This is a genomic window from Kitasatospora sp. NPDC101155 (genome assembly GCF_044768305.1).
In the GTDB taxonomy this organism is placed as follows: Bacteria; Actinomycetota; Actinomycetes; order Streptomycetales; family Streptomycetaceae; genus Kitasatospora.
Window position 1 is genome coordinate 12,424 of record NZ_JBIWPN010000021.1, and the last position, 13,297, is coordinate 25,720.

At 73.6% G+C, this 13,297-nt stretch carries 15 protein-coding genes and 2 pseudogenes; 9 read left to right on the plus strand and 8 right to left on the minus strand.

Features of this window, described 5'->3' with window-relative positions:
* Positions 1-10 precede the first annotated feature (10 nt).
* Both ACIRYZ_RS27360 and ACIRYZ_RS27365 read left to right on the plus strand, forming a co-directional pair.
* Positions 11-223, plus strand: coding sequence for a DUF397 domain-containing protein (locus ACIRYZ_RS27360; protein WP_402948894.1), 213 nt, complete (start codon positions 11-13; stop codon positions 221-223).
* 690 nt (positions 224-913) lie between these two features.
* A complete protein-coding gene (locus ACIRYZ_RS27365; RefSeq protein ID WP_402948898.1) occupies positions 914-1,522 on the plus strand; it encodes a hypothetical protein in 609 nt (202 codons plus the stop codon).
* A gap of 67 nt (positions 1,523-1,589) precedes the next feature.
* Here ACIRYZ_RS27365 and ACIRYZ_RS27370 read toward each other — a convergent pair whose 3' ends face one another.
* Entirely contained in the window at positions 1,590-2,225 is a 636-nt protein-coding gene (locus ACIRYZ_RS27370; RefSeq protein ID WP_402948900.1) for a flavin reductase family protein, read from the minus strand.
* Positions 2,226-2,518: 293 nt separating this feature from the next.
* Between ACIRYZ_RS27370 and ACIRYZ_RS27375 the strand changes: the two genes are divergently transcribed.
* Both ACIRYZ_RS27375 and ACIRYZ_RS27380 read left to right on the plus strand, forming a co-directional pair.
* Complete coding sequence (locus tag ACIRYZ_RS27375) at positions 2,519-4,039, plus strand: hypothetical protein (protein ID WP_402948903.1); 1,521 nt, start codon at positions 2,519-2,521, stop codon at positions 4,037-4,039.
* Positions 4,023-4,340, plus strand: coding sequence for a hypothetical protein (locus tag ACIRYZ_RS27380; protein WP_402948906.1), 318 nt, complete (start codon positions 4,023-4,025; stop codon positions 4,338-4,340). Before ACIRYZ_RS27375 ends, ACIRYZ_RS27380 begins: the two co-directional genes overlap by 17 nt.
* A gap of 88 nt (positions 4,341-4,428) precedes the next feature.
* Here ACIRYZ_RS27380 and ACIRYZ_RS27385 read toward each other — a convergent pair whose 3' ends face one another.
* Positions 4,429-5,061, minus strand: a complete 633-nt coding sequence (locus ACIRYZ_RS27385; RefSeq protein ID WP_402948908.1) for a carbonic anhydrase — start codon at positions 5,059-5,061, stop codon at positions 4,429-4,431.
* A gap of 233 nt (positions 5,062-5,294) precedes the next feature.
* Between ACIRYZ_RS27385 and ACIRYZ_RS27390 the strand changes: the two genes are divergently transcribed.
* The gene (locus ACIRYZ_RS27390) at positions 5,295-5,651 is read left to right on the plus strand and encodes a helix-turn-helix transcriptional regulator (RefSeq protein WP_402949179.1); all 357 of its coding nucleotides are present in this window, start codon (positions 5,295-5,297) and stop codon (positions 5,649-5,651) included.
* Between the two features lie 29 nt (positions 5,652-5,680).
* Positions 5,681-6,097: a VOC family protein gene (locus ACIRYZ_RS27395; protein ID WP_402948911.1), complete on the plus strand. Its 417-nt coding sequence runs from the start codon at positions 5,681-5,683 to the stop codon at positions 6,095-6,097.
* 3 nt (positions 6,098-6,100) lie between these two features.
* Here ACIRYZ_RS27395 and ACIRYZ_RS27400 read toward each other — a convergent pair whose 3' ends face one another.
* From ACIRYZ_RS27400 to ACIRYZ_RS27425, 6 genes and pseudogenes are all read right to left on the minus strand, one after another.
* Positions 6,101-6,295 (minus strand): hypothetical protein, encoded by a 195-nt coding sequence (locus tag ACIRYZ_RS27400; protein WP_402948913.1) that lies wholly within the window; start codon positions 6,293-6,295, stop codon positions 6,101-6,103.
* 8 nt (positions 6,296-6,303) lie between these two features.
* Positions 6,304-6,825 (minus strand): hypothetical protein, encoded by a 522-nt coding sequence (locus ACIRYZ_RS27405; RefSeq protein ID WP_402948916.1) that lies wholly within the window; start codon positions 6,823-6,825, stop codon positions 6,304-6,306.
* A gap of 65 nt (positions 6,826-6,890) precedes the next feature.
* Positions 6,891-6,995: pseudogene (locus ACIRYZ_RS27410) on the minus strand (MerR family DNA-binding transcriptional regulator); the annotation flags it as partial.
* 69 nt (positions 6,996-7,064) lie between these two features.
* Positions 7,065-8,279: an FAD-dependent monooxygenase gene (locus ACIRYZ_RS27415; protein WP_402948917.1), complete on the minus strand. Its 1,215-nt coding sequence runs from the start codon at positions 8,277-8,279 to the stop codon at positions 7,065-7,067.
* A gap of 301 nt (positions 8,280-8,580) precedes the next feature.
* Complete coding sequence (locus tag ACIRYZ_RS27420) at positions 8,581-9,441, minus strand: hypothetical protein (RefSeq protein ID WP_402948919.1); 861 nt, start codon at positions 9,439-9,441, stop codon at positions 8,581-8,583.
* Positions 9,442-9,572: 131 nt separating this feature from the next.
* The gene (locus tag ACIRYZ_RS27425; RefSeq protein ID WP_402948921.1) at positions 9,573-10,379 is read right to left on the minus strand and encodes an NAD(P)-dependent oxidoreductase; all 807 of its coding nucleotides are present in this window, start codon (positions 10,377-10,379) and stop codon (positions 9,573-9,575) included.
* A 65-nt stretch (positions 10,380-10,444) separates the two neighbouring features.
* On the opposite strand from ACIRYZ_RS27425, the gene ACIRYZ_RS27430 reads away from it, so the two are divergent.
* The 3 genes and pseudogenes from ACIRYZ_RS27430 to ACIRYZ_RS27440 form a co-directional block, all read left to right on the plus strand.
* On the plus strand, positions 10,445-11,344 hold the full coding sequence (locus ACIRYZ_RS27430) for a LysR family transcriptional regulator (protein ID WP_402948924.1): 900 nt from the start codon (positions 10,445-10,447) through the stop codon (positions 11,342-11,344).
* Between the two features lie 204 nt (positions 11,345-11,548).
* Positions 11,549-12,862 (plus strand): RNA-guided endonuclease InsQ/TnpB family protein, encoded by a 1,314-nt coding sequence (locus ACIRYZ_RS27435; protein WP_402948927.1) that lies wholly within the window; start codon positions 11,549-11,551, stop codon positions 12,860-12,862.
* Positions 12,859-13,290, plus strand: a pseudogene (locus ACIRYZ_RS27440) (DUF664 domain-containing protein); the annotation flags it as partial. The gene ACIRYZ_RS27435 and the pseudogene ACIRYZ_RS27440, both read left to right, overlap by 4 nt.
* Positions 13,291-13,297: the final 7 nt, after the last annotated feature.

Here is a 13,297-nt window from a genome sequence, read left to right on the forward strand (position 1 = left end):
GGTGCTGAAGGTGTCTGCTCCCGATCTCAGCGGTGCGAACTGGCGGAAGAGCTCGTTCAGTGGAGAGACCGGGGCCTGCATCGAGATCGCGGACGGGTTCCCGGGGATGCTTCCCGTCCGCGACTCCAAGGACCCGCAAGGCGCTTCCCTCCTCTTCACCGCCGATGCCTGGACCGCCTTCATCGCCGCTGTTCGCGCGGGAGACTTCCCAGGAGAGCACTGACCGGCAACAGATCGGCGACCCACATCTCGGCTGCCGCCGACAGTGCAACCCACGCGCCGCCGTCGCGGATCGCGCGCAGCCGCCACCGGGCCGCGACGACGGCCGCCAGGGCGGCCACCTTTTGGGGCGGGCCCCGCGTCTGAAGACGCGGGGCCCGCCCGTTCTCATTCGTTCGTTCTCCGCTTCCGGGATCCCGGCCGCGGTGAGTGGTGGCGCCCCGAGCGGGACCACTCCGTCGCCACCGCCGCACTCAAGGGACTCGCCTGGTACCCACCCGCACCCCGTAGGAGGCCTGCGCCGACCACGGCACGCGCCTGGGCACCGGCAACCTCGACCTGATTGCCGAGGACTACACCGCCGACGCCGTCCTGATCACCCCCGACCCGCCCGACGCGAACCGGCGGCCTCGGTGGCGCTGCCCCCGCACAGTCGCGGACGGGTGACCGGGGGCCGGGGCCGCCAGCGGCACGATCGGGAAGAAGGCGGCCCCGGCCCCGGCACGTTTCCGTACGGGCGGGGCATCGACCGCGGAGTGCCCGTACGGCTGCGGTCGGCACCCATTGGACGACTTCAACAGCACTTGAAGTCAAGCCCGGGCCCCGCAGACGCCCCCGCGCGGCGGGCGGCCACCGCAGCGGGGTAGCCTCGCTCACGGCGGGGCCGGACGGGTCGAGCGGACAGGGCGGGCGGATGACAGGGCAGCAGCGCGGCTACTGGCGGGAGTCGGACGGCTCGACCGTCGCCGTCAGCCAGGCGCACATCGTGTGGACCAGGGCGGCCTACCCGGCCCTGGTGGACGTGGCGAGCCGCTACCACGCGGTGATCACCTACGCCGAGCTGGCCGAGGCGGTGCAGCAGGCCTCCGGGGTGCGCACCAGCGTCAACCAGCGGCACTGGATCGGCAAGGTGCTGGCCCTGGTGGTGCGCGAGGCGCACCGCCGCGGGGACCCGCCGCTGACGGCGCTGGTGGTGCACGCTGCCGACGGCATGGTCGGGACCGGCTACCAGGACGTGCTGGCGGTGGCCGGGCAGCCGCCGATCCTCGACGAGATGGACCGCGAACTCCACGCGGCCGCCGCCCGCCTGGCCTGCTACCGGCACTTCGGCGCCGACCTGCCCGCCGACGGCGGCATCCCGGCCCTGGCCCCGCGGCTGAAGACCACGGTGACCCGCAAGGCCGCCACCGCCGCCACCGCCGCCACCGCCGCCCCGCCGCGGCCGCCGGCGATCTGCCCGACCTGCTTCCTCGAACTGCCAGCGACCCGGGTGTGCGACTCCTGCGGCGAGAAGGCCCCGTAACCCGCCGGCCCCGCTGCGCCGCCCGCCGGTCCGCCGCCGTCTGTTCGTCGCCGTCTGTCCGCCGCCGTCAGACGGCGGCGGGCAGGCGGCCGGGCATCCGCCAGCCCTCGGCGAGGCGGGAGGGGGACAGGCGGCGGCCTTCGCCGAAGAACTCGCAGAACTTCATGATCAGCGGGTCCCAGCCGAGCGGGTCCACGTAGTGGTCGGTGCCCGGCACGATCAGGCGCTCGTCCACGTGGGCGCGCACCACGGTGACCTCGAAGGCGGTGCACCCCTCGTTGCCCGCCATCGGTGTGGCGGCCTCCAGACGGCACTCCAACTGCACCGGGCACTCGGCGGCGCGCGGCGCCCGCACCAGTTCGCCGTCCAGCTCGGTCATCCCGGCCGCGGCGAACTTGCGCCGCTCGTGGCGGTAGCCCTGCTCGCGCCTGTACGCGGGGATGTGCGGGTTGGCGGTCAGCAGCGCGAGGGCGTCGACGGCGTCGACCTGCGCCGAGGAGGGCAGGTTGAGTACGCACTCGCCCTCGCGGCGCAGGTTGACGGCGGTCTGGGCGTTGTTGCCCAGGCCCAGCACGCAGGACTGGCCCAGCCACCAGGCCGAGGACATCGGCGCCAGGTTGGCGCTGCCGTCCTCGTTGCGCGAGCCGATGAGCACCACCGGGGTGCCGAAGTAGAGGACCTTGAGGTCGGTGACCTTGTGCACGGGAATCCGGCCGTCCTTGCGTCGATTGATCGGTTGTCGGTCACCGACTCTGCCGCCGCCCGGGCGCGGCCGCTGGCGGGGATCGGACATCCAGTCCGGCGCCACGTGACCGGAATCACGCGGCAGGGGTGAAACCCCGTCACCCGGTTGGTCGATCTGATCACCGGAGCGATGAGTTCCGCAAGCACGGAGTGCACGTACGGGGGACGACGCCATGGGTGATGACGGAGCAGGAGACGAACCTGTCGGGCCGGTCGGCGTGAGCGGCGCCCGCTCCCGGTCGGGGGCGGCGGATGGGTGAGTCCACGGCGGCGAAGGCCGTCCGCAAGCTCACCGGCATGTGGTGGCCGGACGCCGATCCGGACAAGCTGCGCAAGGTCGCGGACGCGTGGGAGGCGATGGCCACCGCCATAGACAACGTCACGGTGCCGACCAACCAGGCCGCGGCGGCGATCGTCGCCAACAACCACGGTCCGGCCATCGACGCCTTCGGGAAGTTCTGGGGCCAGTACTACGGCGGCAAGGACAGCGCGGGCAAGGGCAAGGGCTGGCTGCCCGATGCCGCCGAGGCCTGCCGCAGCCTCGCCAAGGCGTTGCGGGACTTCGCCACCGAGGTCGACAAGGCGATCAAGAAGCTGGAGGAGGAAGCCGCGATCGTCGGCGCCACCCTGGTGGCCGGCACCGTCCTCGCCTTCTTCACCGCCGGCATCTCCGAGGGTGTTGCCGCGGGCGCCGCCGCGGGCATCGTCGCCACCGCCGCGGGTCTGGGCGTGACGGTCTCCGAGACGATCGCGACCATCGCCGCCACCGTGCTGGTCGGCGCGGCGTTCGGCGCCGTCGAGGCGATCACCGTCGACCTCGCCGTCGCCCAGCCGATCCGGGTCGAGTTCTTCGACGACGGCGGCTACAGCTTCAAGGAGGTCGTCGACTCCGCCGAGACCGGCGGCGTCATGGGCGGCGCCGGCGGCGGTTTCGGCGCCGGCGCCCGCGCCGTCTCCACCGCGGCCGGCGGCGCCGAGGGCGCCTCGGTGGCCCTGGCCGGCCTGGCCAAGGTCGCGGGTGCCGCCGACTCCATGCCCGGCCGGATGATCACCGGCGCCGGCCTCAGCTACGGCTACGACGAGGCTTTCAAGACCGGCCCGGTCATGCCGCTGGACCTCGTCCTCGGCGCCGTCGGCGGCGCGGCCGCGCCGGGGGGACGCAAGGGTGCCGCCGACAGCGGCCCGTACGTCCCCCAGCACGCCAAACCGGTCGAGCTGCCGATGCCCGGCCGGCTGCCCCCGCGCGAGTACGTGGAGGACCACCCGAGCACCGCGAAGGTGACCACGGAGCTGGCACGCGTGCCACCCGGGGTCTTCAACAAGGTCTGGGACTACCTGAAAGCGGTCCCGGGCGGCGGGATCAGCATCGGCCCCCGGCCCATCACGGAGCTTCCGGGCGGTTTCGGCCTCGGCGGCGTCAGGCCGGTGGGAGGCAGCTCACCGGCGGAACACGTACCGGGCATGTACCTGCCCGACCAGCGCAGGCTCCTGATCAATTCGAGTGCCGAGACGCCGAGCAGCGTCGCGGTCCACGAGTTCGGGCACGCGGTCGACGCGGCCTACGGCGTCAAGAGCGGCCAGCCGGACTGGCTGCACACGCAGCAGCAGGTCATGGACCGGATCGGCTACAAACTGGACGCGTACATCCGCCAGCCGCACGAGTACTTCGCAGAGGCGTTCAACAACTGGACCGCCGGGACGCTGAAGAAGTTCACGTTCGGCGACCGCGAGGCGGCGAAGATCCTGAAGGAGTATTTTGAACGAGCATTCTGAGCCCTACGAGGTCGCCGGGAACCCGATGCTCGACGCCGACGGCGTCACCATCTGGCAGCGGTACGGCGGCAGGACCGCGGAGGGGTACCTCTACGACGGGTGGCACAAGATCCAGCCCGGCGACCCCCGCTACGAGGAACTGCTCCCGCAGGCACGGCTGAATCCGCAGGACACGGATGACGACGATGACGACGACCTGGACGACGACCCGGACGAGGGCCGGGGCGCGGTCCACCCCGAGACCATGGCCATGCTGATGGAGATGCAGCGCAGGACGAGCGAGCGCAACGCGGGGCAGTAGCCTCAGCCGCCCCCGCACGCGCCGGGCCGGCCGGGCCTCGCACCGTCGAACCCGGCCGGCCCCCCTTTTTTTTCCCGCCCGGGGCGCCTCAGGCCAGGCCGCGGGCGGCCACCGTACGGGCCTGGCCGTCGCGCAGCCGGTAGGACAGGCCCACCACGGCCACCCGGCCCTCGGCCACCCGGGCGGCCAGCAGCTGGGAGCGCTCCAGCAGCAGGTCCACGGTCTGGCGGATGTGCTCGTCCACGATCGCGTCCGGGTCCTCGATGCCCGCCGCCCGCGCCGACAGCACGCTCGGGGTCACCCGCTCCACCACGTCCCGCACGAAGCCGCCCGGCAGCCGCCCCTGCTCCAACGAGTCCAGGGCCGCCGCCACCGCGCCGCAGGAGTCGTGCCCCAGCACCACCACCAGCGGGCAGTCCAGCACCGCCACCCCGTACTCGATGCTGCCCAGCGCCTCCGCACCGGTCACATGGCCCGCGGTGCGCACCACGAACAGGTCACCCAGACCCTGGTCGAAGATGATCTCGGCGGCCAGACGGGAGTCCGAGCAGCCGAACAGCACCGCGAAGGGCTTCTGCCCCGGGGCGAGCGCCGCGCGGCGCCCGGCGTCCTGGTTGGGGTGCTCGGGGCCGCCGGCGACGAACCGGGCGTTGCCCTCCAGCAGCACCCGCAACGCCTCGCCGGGGTCGGATATCGGGCCGGATATCGGAGAGGGGATCATGCCTGCCACCCTAGAACGCCGCAGGTGGGGGCCGCCCGCCGGGGCCCGGCTCCCCGGCGGCGGGCAATGGCGGGGCGGGCACGGCGGGGCGGGCGCCGACGGGCTGCGCCGACCGGGGGAGGAGGTGGTTGTCGCAGGCACTGGGTACGGTGGCCGGTGTGTCCTCCCGTACGCCCCGCGCGTCCCGTGTGCCCCTGGCCGACCTGGTGCGCCTGCGCCAGGCCCGTGACCGGATGGACCGCGAGTACGACCAGCCGCTGGACGTGCCGGCGCTGGCCGGTACCGCGCTGATGTCGCCGGGGCACTTCTCGCGCAGCTTCCGCGCCGCGTACGGGGAGACCCCGTACAGCTACCTCATGACCCGCCGGATCGAGCGGGCCAAGGCGCTGCTGCGCCGCGGGGACCTGAGCGTGACGGAGGTGTGCATGGCGGTGGGCTGTACCTCGCTGGGCTCCTTCAGCACCCGCTTCACCGAGTTGGTGGGCGAGAGCCCCAGCGCCTACCGGGCCCGCGACCACGCCGACGGCGAGCCGATCCCGGCCTGCGTCGCCAAGGTCCGCACCCGCCCGGTGCGGCGTACGCAGGCGTAGGGCGGGCCCTCTCCCGTAGCGTGACGGGCATGAGCATCGAACTCGCCCAGTGTTTCATCGCCGTCGACGACCACGACAAGGCGCTCGCCTTCTACCGCGACGTGCTCGGCTTCGAGGTGCGCAACGACGTCGGCTTCGAGGGGATGCGCTGGGTGACGGTCGGATCCCCCGACCAGCCCGGCGTGGAGATCGTCCTGGAGCCTCCGCTGGCCGACCCGCACGCCTCCGAGGACGACCGCCAGGCCGCCGCCGAACTGCTCGCCAAGGGCCTGCTGCGCGGGGTCATCTTCCGCACCGACGACTGCGACGCCACCTTCGAGCGGATCCGCGCGGCCGGCGCCGAGGTGCTCCAGGAGCCGATGGACCAGCCCTACGGGGTGCGCGACTGCGCCTTCCGCGACCCGGCGGGCAACATGCTGCGCTTCAACCAGCCGCGCGCGAACTAGCCGTCAGCTCCCGCCCGTCGGGCGGCCCAGGCGGTGGAAGACCAGCCAGGCCCGCACCCCCTGGGCCAGGGCCACGGCCGGGAGCACCGACCAGGGCAGCAGGCCGGCCAGGGCGAGCGGGGGCAGTGCGAGCGCCGCGACGGCGAGGACGGGCAGGGTGCTCAGCAGGCTGACGCGCAGCCGGATGCGGTGGGGCATCGGGCCGGTCATCGTGACGCCCGGCGGGCGTGGTCGAGGAAGGTGCGCAGGTCGGCCCAGGCGTCGGCGGGGGCGGCGGGGTCGCCGGACAGGGCGGCCGGGTCCTCGCGCCAGGCGGTGCGCACGGCGGCGGACAGGGTGGTGTCGCCGCCGCTGAAGAGGCGGGAGAGCTCGTCCAGGCGGTCGGCGATGCGGCGCACCCGGGGGTCGGCGGGGTCGGTGCCGGCGCTGCGCAGCTCCTCGGCGCGGCGGTAGAGCTGGGGCCATTCGACCTCCAGCAGGTAGTGGGCGGCCGGCCCGAGGGCGGCGGCGTGGTCGGCGAGGGCGTGCAGCTGGTCCTCGTCGAGGTGACGGCGCAGGGCCTCGTCGGCGGCGGGTCCCGTGCCGCCGACGGCCTGGAGCAGGCGCAGCAGGTCGGCGGTGCCGGGGAAGCGTTCGGCGGCGAGTTCGGTGTGCAGGTGGGTGAGGCGTTCGCGCAGGGTGTGCAGGGCGGCGAGGGAGGCCTCGGTGGTGGCCAGGTGCTCGCGCACCAGCCGCAGAGGCGCACCACGTCCTGCTCGGTGTAGGCGCGGTGGCCGGAGGCGGTGCGCCGGGAGGGGCTGAGCAGGCCGATCTGGTCCCAGTGGTGCAGGGTGCGTACGGTCAGGCCACTCGCCTCGGCGAGCGGGCCGACCTTCCAGGTCTGTCCGGAGGAGGTCATGGCACGAGCATCCCTCCTGACGCGGCGTGAGGTGCAAGCCCGGGGCCGGGTGCGGTTTCGCGCGCGGGCTCAGGCGCGGGCGGGCAGCGGGTAGTCGGGCAGGGCGATGTCGCCGGCCTTGGCGAACTGGGCGGCGAGGACGGCGCGCAGCGGCCAGCGGCCCATCCAGCGCATGGAGGCGGCGCGCAGGCGGATCATCAGGGCGGTGTCGGGGGCGTAGCCGTTCATGCCGCCGGGCGGCAGCTCCTGGGCGCGGGCGACGTAGGGGCGCATCAGCTCCTCGTAGCGGGCGAAGGCGGCGGCGAAGTCGCCTGCGGAGGAGGCGAGTTCACCGGCCAGCAGGTAGCCGCCGACCAGGGCGAGGCTGGTGCCCGGGCCGGTGAGCGGGCTGGGGCTGTAGCCGGCGTCGCCGAGCAGGGCGACGCGGCCGCGGGTGTAGTGGTCGAGGTGGATCTGGCCGTAGGAGTCGAAGGCGAAGTCCTCGGCGGTGGACATTCCGGCGAGCAGGCGGTCCACCTCCCAACCGGCTTCGGCGAAGCGCTCGGTGAGCAGCCGGCGCTGGGCGGCGCCGTCGCGGCGCTCGAACGTGAGCGGGGCGGAGCGGAAGCTCAGGGCGACCTTCACCTCGCCGGGCAGCCGGCCCGGGCGGGCGGCGGCGACCAGGCCGCCGGGGGCGTTGTACATCAGGAACCAGCTGTCGAGACCGCGGGCGAGGGCCGGGTCGTGGACGGTGAACCAGGCGGTGTAGCCGCCGAGCGGGCGGTAGTGGTTCTCCTCGGGGTCGAAGGCCAGGCGCCGTACGACCGAGTGCAGGCCGTCGGCGCCGACGACGAGGTGGAAGCGGCGTGCGGGGGCGTTCTCGAAGCGGACGGTGACGCCCTCGGCGTCCTCGGCCAGGGCGGTGACGCTGTCGTCGTAGCGGTACTCGACGTCGTCGGTGGCCTGGCGGAGCAGGTCGGCGAGGTCGCCGCGCAGGATCTCGATCTCGGAGACGATGCCCTCGCCCTCGAACAGCTCGACGGGCATCCGCGCGGTCAGCCTCCCGCGGCGGTCGACCAGGGCGATGCCGCGCTGCTCCACGCACAGCGCGCGGGCCCGCTCCATCAGGCCCATCCGCTCGATGACGGTGCGTCCGGCGCCGCGCAGGTCGACGGTCTGTCCGCCGGGGCGCGGGCCGGGGGCGCGTTCGACGACGACGGGGCGGAAGCCGTGGCGGCGCAGCCAGTAGGCGAGGGCGGGGCCGGCGATGCCGGCGCCGGAGATGAGGATGTCGGTGTTCTCCATGCCCGCAACCGTACGCCGTACGCATGGCGCCCAACGAGCTCTGTGCTGCGGTTATTTGAGATTTGGGCACTAGTGCACTAGGGCGCTTCGAGGCAGCACGGGGGCGGCTCTCCGGACGGTCTGCGGGCGGTTTTGCGGGCTTTGCGCAGGCCGGCGGCCCGGCGGGGTGCACTAGTGCGCGGCGGGCCCCGCCCGGCGCGGGCCGCCGCCCGCCGCCCCGCCGACCACCGGGCCCGCGCCCGAAGACCCGCGCCCGCACCCGGTACGAACCGGGTGCGGGCGCGTGGGGTGTGCGGGAACGTCAGGAGATCGGGTTCGCGGGTGTGCCCATGAGGGCGTGCAGCAGGTCCTCGCCCAGGCCCAGGCCGGTGTGCGACTCGTCCGACAGGCCGTAGTCGCGGTACCACTCCGAGGGCGCCTCCGGGTGCGGGCCGCTGACCGCCACCCGGCCCGCGCCGTAGGAGGCGACCACGGCGGCGGCGCGGTCGTTGGTGTAGCGGGCCAGCACGTCCACGTCCGGGCCGTCCACGTCGAAGTACGGGCCGTCCTGGAAGTACATCCGCTGCGGGTGGCCGCGCCAGGCGACGTCGACCAGGTGGTCCTGGTCGTCGGTGACGGCGGCGCCCTGGGAACGGATGTACTGGCCGGAGTCGCCCGGCAGGAGGCCGTAGCCCGGGTCCTCGCCGGCCAGGTAGCCGCCCATGCACAGGCCCAGGTAGCGCCCGCCGCCGCGTACGTAGGCGCGCACCAGCTCCGGGGAGAAGCCCCGGTCGCGCTCCAGCAGGCCCCAGGCGGTGGTCACTTCCTGGCCGTTGGTGCCGCCCGGCTGCACGTACAGGGCGGCCCCGGCGAGCGCGTCCGGGCCGAAGCGCGTCTCCTCCTTCGGGCCGATGTAGCGCACCGTGAAGCCGTCGTGCTCCAGCATGTCGTGCGCCGCCTCCGGGCAGCCGTCGCAGGCCGCCGGGCCCCGGTAGACCAGGGCGAGCGGGCTGTTGCCCGGGAGCACCGCTCCGGGGGTGCCCCCGCGGGCTCCGGCGCCACCGCCGTCCTCGCCCCGCTCGTCGGCGGACGGCGGCGCCCCGCAGGCCGTCGCCACCAGCACCGCCGTCGCCACCGCCAGCGCCGCCGCGCTCCGCCGCAGCCCAGCCCACGTCTCCCGCACTCCTGCCGCCCTCCCCGGGTCCTCCGCCGCCCTGCCGCCCCGACGCTACGTCCCAGCGGCGCCGCGGCGCACACCGGCCCCCCTGATCGGGTGAACAGCGGTGCGGAAACTGACGGAAGGGGAGAGGGTCGCTAGGGAGTGTCGGACATGCCCTGGCCCCGCTGCAGCGCCGTCACCACCGCCGACAGGTCCCGCTCCGCGATCGACGGGTCCGCCAGCAGTACCTGACGGGCCGCCGCCAGCACCGGGCCGCCGCCCGCCAGGGCGAGGTCCTTGGCCGCCAGGCGCACGGGGAAGTCCGACTCGGTGCTGTGCGCCCGGGCCACCACCCCCGCGAGCGGCCCGGACGCCAGCGCCTCCGCGGCGACCTCCGGCGGCACGCCCAACTCCCCGGCCGCCGCCAGCACTTCACCCACCACCGTGACCGAGGCCACGATCGCGCCGATCATCACCACCTTCAGCGCCGCCCCCGCACCCGGGCCGCCGCAGCGCCGCACCCGGCCCAGGTGCTCCAGGACGGGCCGGGCACGCTCCAGGTCGGCGTCCTCGCCGCCCGCGTACACCGCCAGGTCCCCGCTGGCCGCCGGCCCCACGCTGCCCATCACCGGCGCGTCCACCATTCCCACACCGTCCGGTAGTTGGGCGCGCAGCTCGGTGACCGTGCGCGGCCCGACCGAGGACATGTCGATCCACAGCGTGCCCGGGGCCAGGGTGGCCGTGAACTGCCCGGCCACCTCGGCCAGCGCCGCCGGGTCGGACAGCATGGTCACCACGACGTCCGCCCCGGCCACCGCCTCGGCCGGGCTCCCGGCCTCCGCGAGGCCCTCGGCGCGGCCTGGCGAACGGTTCCAGACGGTCAACGGGTAGCCGGCGGCGGCGAGGCGACGGGCCATCGGCTGCCCCATCCGGCCCAGGCCCAGAAAAGCGATCTTCTTCATGGCCACCACGCTAGGCAGCCACGAGCCAGGCGACAAACGAATGTCTCGCATGATAACCATGCGGAATGGACATGGCTTGGCTGGACGTCTTCCGCACCGTCGCCCACCTGGGCTCCTTCACCGCCGCCGGGGAGCGCCTCGGCTTCACCCAGTCCGCGATCTCCCGCCAGATCGCCACCCTGGAAACCGAGTTGGGCACCCCGCTGTTCGACCGACTGGCCCGCGGCGTACGGCTCACCGAGCACGGCCGCGCGCTGCTCCCGCACGCCGAAGCCCTGCTGGACCGCCTGGACACCACCCGGCGCGACCTCGCCGCGCTCACCGACCTGAGCGCCGGACGGCTACGCGTGGGCGCCTTCGACAGCGCCAACGCCGAACTCGTCCCCCACGCGCTCGCGGCCTTCCACGCCGCCCACCCGCACGTGGAGATCGGCCTCACCGAGGGGCTCTCGGCACACCTGCTGGACCAACTGGCCGACACCTCGATCGACCTCGCCGTGGTCGCCACCTACGCCACCGACCCCGAAGACGCCTACGACACCGACCAGTTCGACCTGCGGCCCCTGCTCGACGACCCGGTGCTGGTCGCCCTGCCGCGCGGCCACCGCCTCGCCCGCCGACGCCGCCTGCGACTGGTCGAACTCGCCGACGAACCGTGGATCGCCGCCCGCCGCCACCCCGAGACCACCCTGCTCGCCGCCTGCCTGCGCAGCGGCTTCCAGCCCCGGATCGAGTACGCCGTCGGCGCCTGGACCGCCAAACTCGGCCTGGTCGCCGCCGGGATGGGCCCCACCCTCATCCCCTCCCTGGCCGCCCGCGCCGCCCGCCACGACATCGCCCTGGTCCCGCTGCACCCGGACGACACCCCCGTGCGGCACGTCTACACGGCGACGCGAAAGGGGCAGCGCACGGCGCCGGCGGTGGCCGGGTTCCTGCGCTTCCTGCGGGCGGGGGCAGGCCGTTGACCCAGCTGGCCCGCCGCCGCCTCGACCGTCTGCGCGAGCAGCACGGCGATCCCAGTGCCAGTCGCGGCCCGGTCCCGTCGAAGCTCGCGCACGCGTCCTACATGATCTGCGCTCCACGGCGTACATCGGGAACTGATTTCCCATCGTGGTGACACGAACCAAGCGCAGAATGATCGGCGACACCGCGCCTGAGGGGGTGACCTGATGAAGCACCAGCGCGGACACAAGGCTTTGCTCGACCTGACGCCCGAGCAGGTCATTGCCCTGGACGACCAGGGCCATGCCGCGCGGGCGGTGTGGAATCTGCTGCACGACTGGTGGACGATGGCCGGGACGTGCCCGCTGCGACGCCCATCGCTGACTCTCGCCGATCAGTACATCCGGCAGACCCGCAAGGACGTGCCGTGGCTGGCCGCACTGCCCGCGCAAGCCGCGCAGCAGGTCTTGAAGCAGTACCACCGGGCATGGATCAACTGCTGGGAAGGCCGCGCCGATGCCCCGAACTTCAAGTCCCGCGTCCGCTCGCGCATGTCCGTGGACGTGCCGCAGGGACGGGACTTGCAGATCAAGCGCGTCAGCCGTCGGTGGGGCCAGTGCCGGATACCGAAGCTCGGCCTGGTCCGGTTCCGCTGGACCAAGGACCTGCCCGGCGTCACCAGGAGCGGCCCCGCCGGTCGCGTTTCCGGCGCGCGGCTGGTGAAGGAGGCTCACGGTTGGCACATCGTCTTCCGCACCGAAATCCTGGTGGACGACGTCCAGCCGAAGACCGCCGGCCGGATCGTCGGCATCGACCGGGGCATCACCATCCCGCTCGCCCTGTCCGACGGCACCGACCGCCACCACGGCCCCTGGCTCACCGACAGTGAACGCGAGCGCCTCGTCCGTCTGGAGCGCAAGGCCGCGCGTCAGCGCCGCACCCGCAAGCCCGGTGAGAAGACCGGCAACCGTCTCGCCCGCACCTATGACCAGATCGCCCGGTACCGCGCGATAGCCAAGCGCCGCGCCGCCGACTGGCAGCACAAGACCACCACCGAACTCGCCGACACCTTCGCCGTCATCGCCGTGGAAGACCTGGCCATCACCAACATGGTCAAGTCCGCCAGGGGAACTGTGGACAATCACGGCACCCGCGTCCGGCAGAAAGCCGGACTGAACCGCGCCATAGCCGGTGAGGCGTGGGGACGCACGGTTGAGTTTCTGTCGTACAAGCTCGCCGACCGGGGCGGACACTTGGTCAAGGTGCCCGCCCCCGGCACCTCCCGGCGGTGCTCGGCCTGCGGATTCATTAGCCCGGGCAACCGGGAGACCCAGGCTCGTTTCGCCTGCAAGGCCCCCCGCTGCGGGTACACGGCCAACGCGGACACCAACGCCGCACGCAACATCGAACACGCCGCCGGACGGGCGGTGTCAGGACTGCTGAGCCCTCTCAACGATGGCGATGAAGCGTCAACCACCAACAATGCGCACCCGCGCGACGTTGGAATCTCCCGGCCCTGGTCGGGAGAGGGCGTCAACTGACCAACTACCGCCTCACCCTGCGGATGAAGTGCGAGGGCCTGGACGCCGGGCAGCCGGCCCGGCGCTCGGTGCCGCCGTCGACGATGTCGCTGCTCGGACTGGTGCGCCACCTGGCCGAGGTGGAGCGCGACTGGCGCAACTGGATCACCGACGGCGAGCCGCTGCCGAAGCTTTACGGCGCGCGGGACGCGGACTTCGACGCGGCGGTGGCCGATGCGGCCGTGGTGGAGGCTGCGTGGCGGGACCTGGAGCGGGAGCAGGCCGCCACCGACGCCGCGCTGGCCGAACACCCGGACCTGGGGGAGCGGCTGGGCAAGCAGGGGGTGTCGGTGCGGGAGCTGCTGGTGCACCGCATCGAGGAGTACGCCCGGCACTGCGGACACGCCGACCTGCTGCGCGAGTGCGTGGACGGCCGGGTGGGCCAGTGAGGGCGGC

Bases quoted from the DNA above. Each gene is read 5' to 3' on its own strand.
- ACIRYZ_RS27430 (WP_402948924.1), top strand. From the start codon at position 10,445: ATGGACATGGCTTGGCTGGACGTCTTCCGCACCGTCGCCCACCTGGGC.
- ACIRYZ_RS27375 (WP_402948903.1), top strand. From the start codon at position 2,519: ATGGGTGAGTCCACGGCGGCGAAGGCCGTCCGCAAGCTCACCGGCATG.
- ACIRYZ_RS27395 (WP_402948911.1), top strand. From the start codon at position 5,681: ATGAGCATCGAACTCGCCCAGTGTTTCATCGCCGTCGACGACCACGAC.
- ACIRYZ_RS27400 (WP_402948913.1), bottom strand. From the start codon at position 6,295: ATGCCCCACCGCATCCGGCTGCGCGTCAGCCTGCTGAGCACCCTGCCC.
- ACIRYZ_RS27435 (WP_402948927.1), top strand. From the start codon at position 11,549: ATGAAGCACCAGCGCGGACACAAGGCTTTGCTCGACCTGACGCCCGAG.
- ACIRYZ_RS27385 (WP_402948908.1), bottom strand. From the start codon at position 5,061: ATGATCCCCTCTCCGATATCCGGCCCGATATCCGACCCCGGCGAGGCG.
- ACIRYZ_RS27425 (WP_402948921.1), bottom strand. From the start codon at position 10,379: ATGAAGAAGATCGCTTTTCTGGGCCTGGGCCGGATGGGGCAGCCGATG.
- ACIRYZ_RS27390 (WP_402949179.1), top strand. From the start codon at position 5,295: ATGGACCGCGAGTACGACCAGCCGCTGGACGTGCCGGCGCTGGCCGGT.
- ACIRYZ_RS27365 (WP_402948898.1), top strand. From the start codon at position 914: ATGACAGGGCAGCAGCGCGGCTACTGGCGGGAGTCGGACGGCTCGACC.
- ACIRYZ_RS27415 (WP_402948917.1), bottom strand. From the start codon at position 8,279: ATGGAGAACACCGACATCCTCATCTCCGGCGCCGGCATCGCCGGCCCC.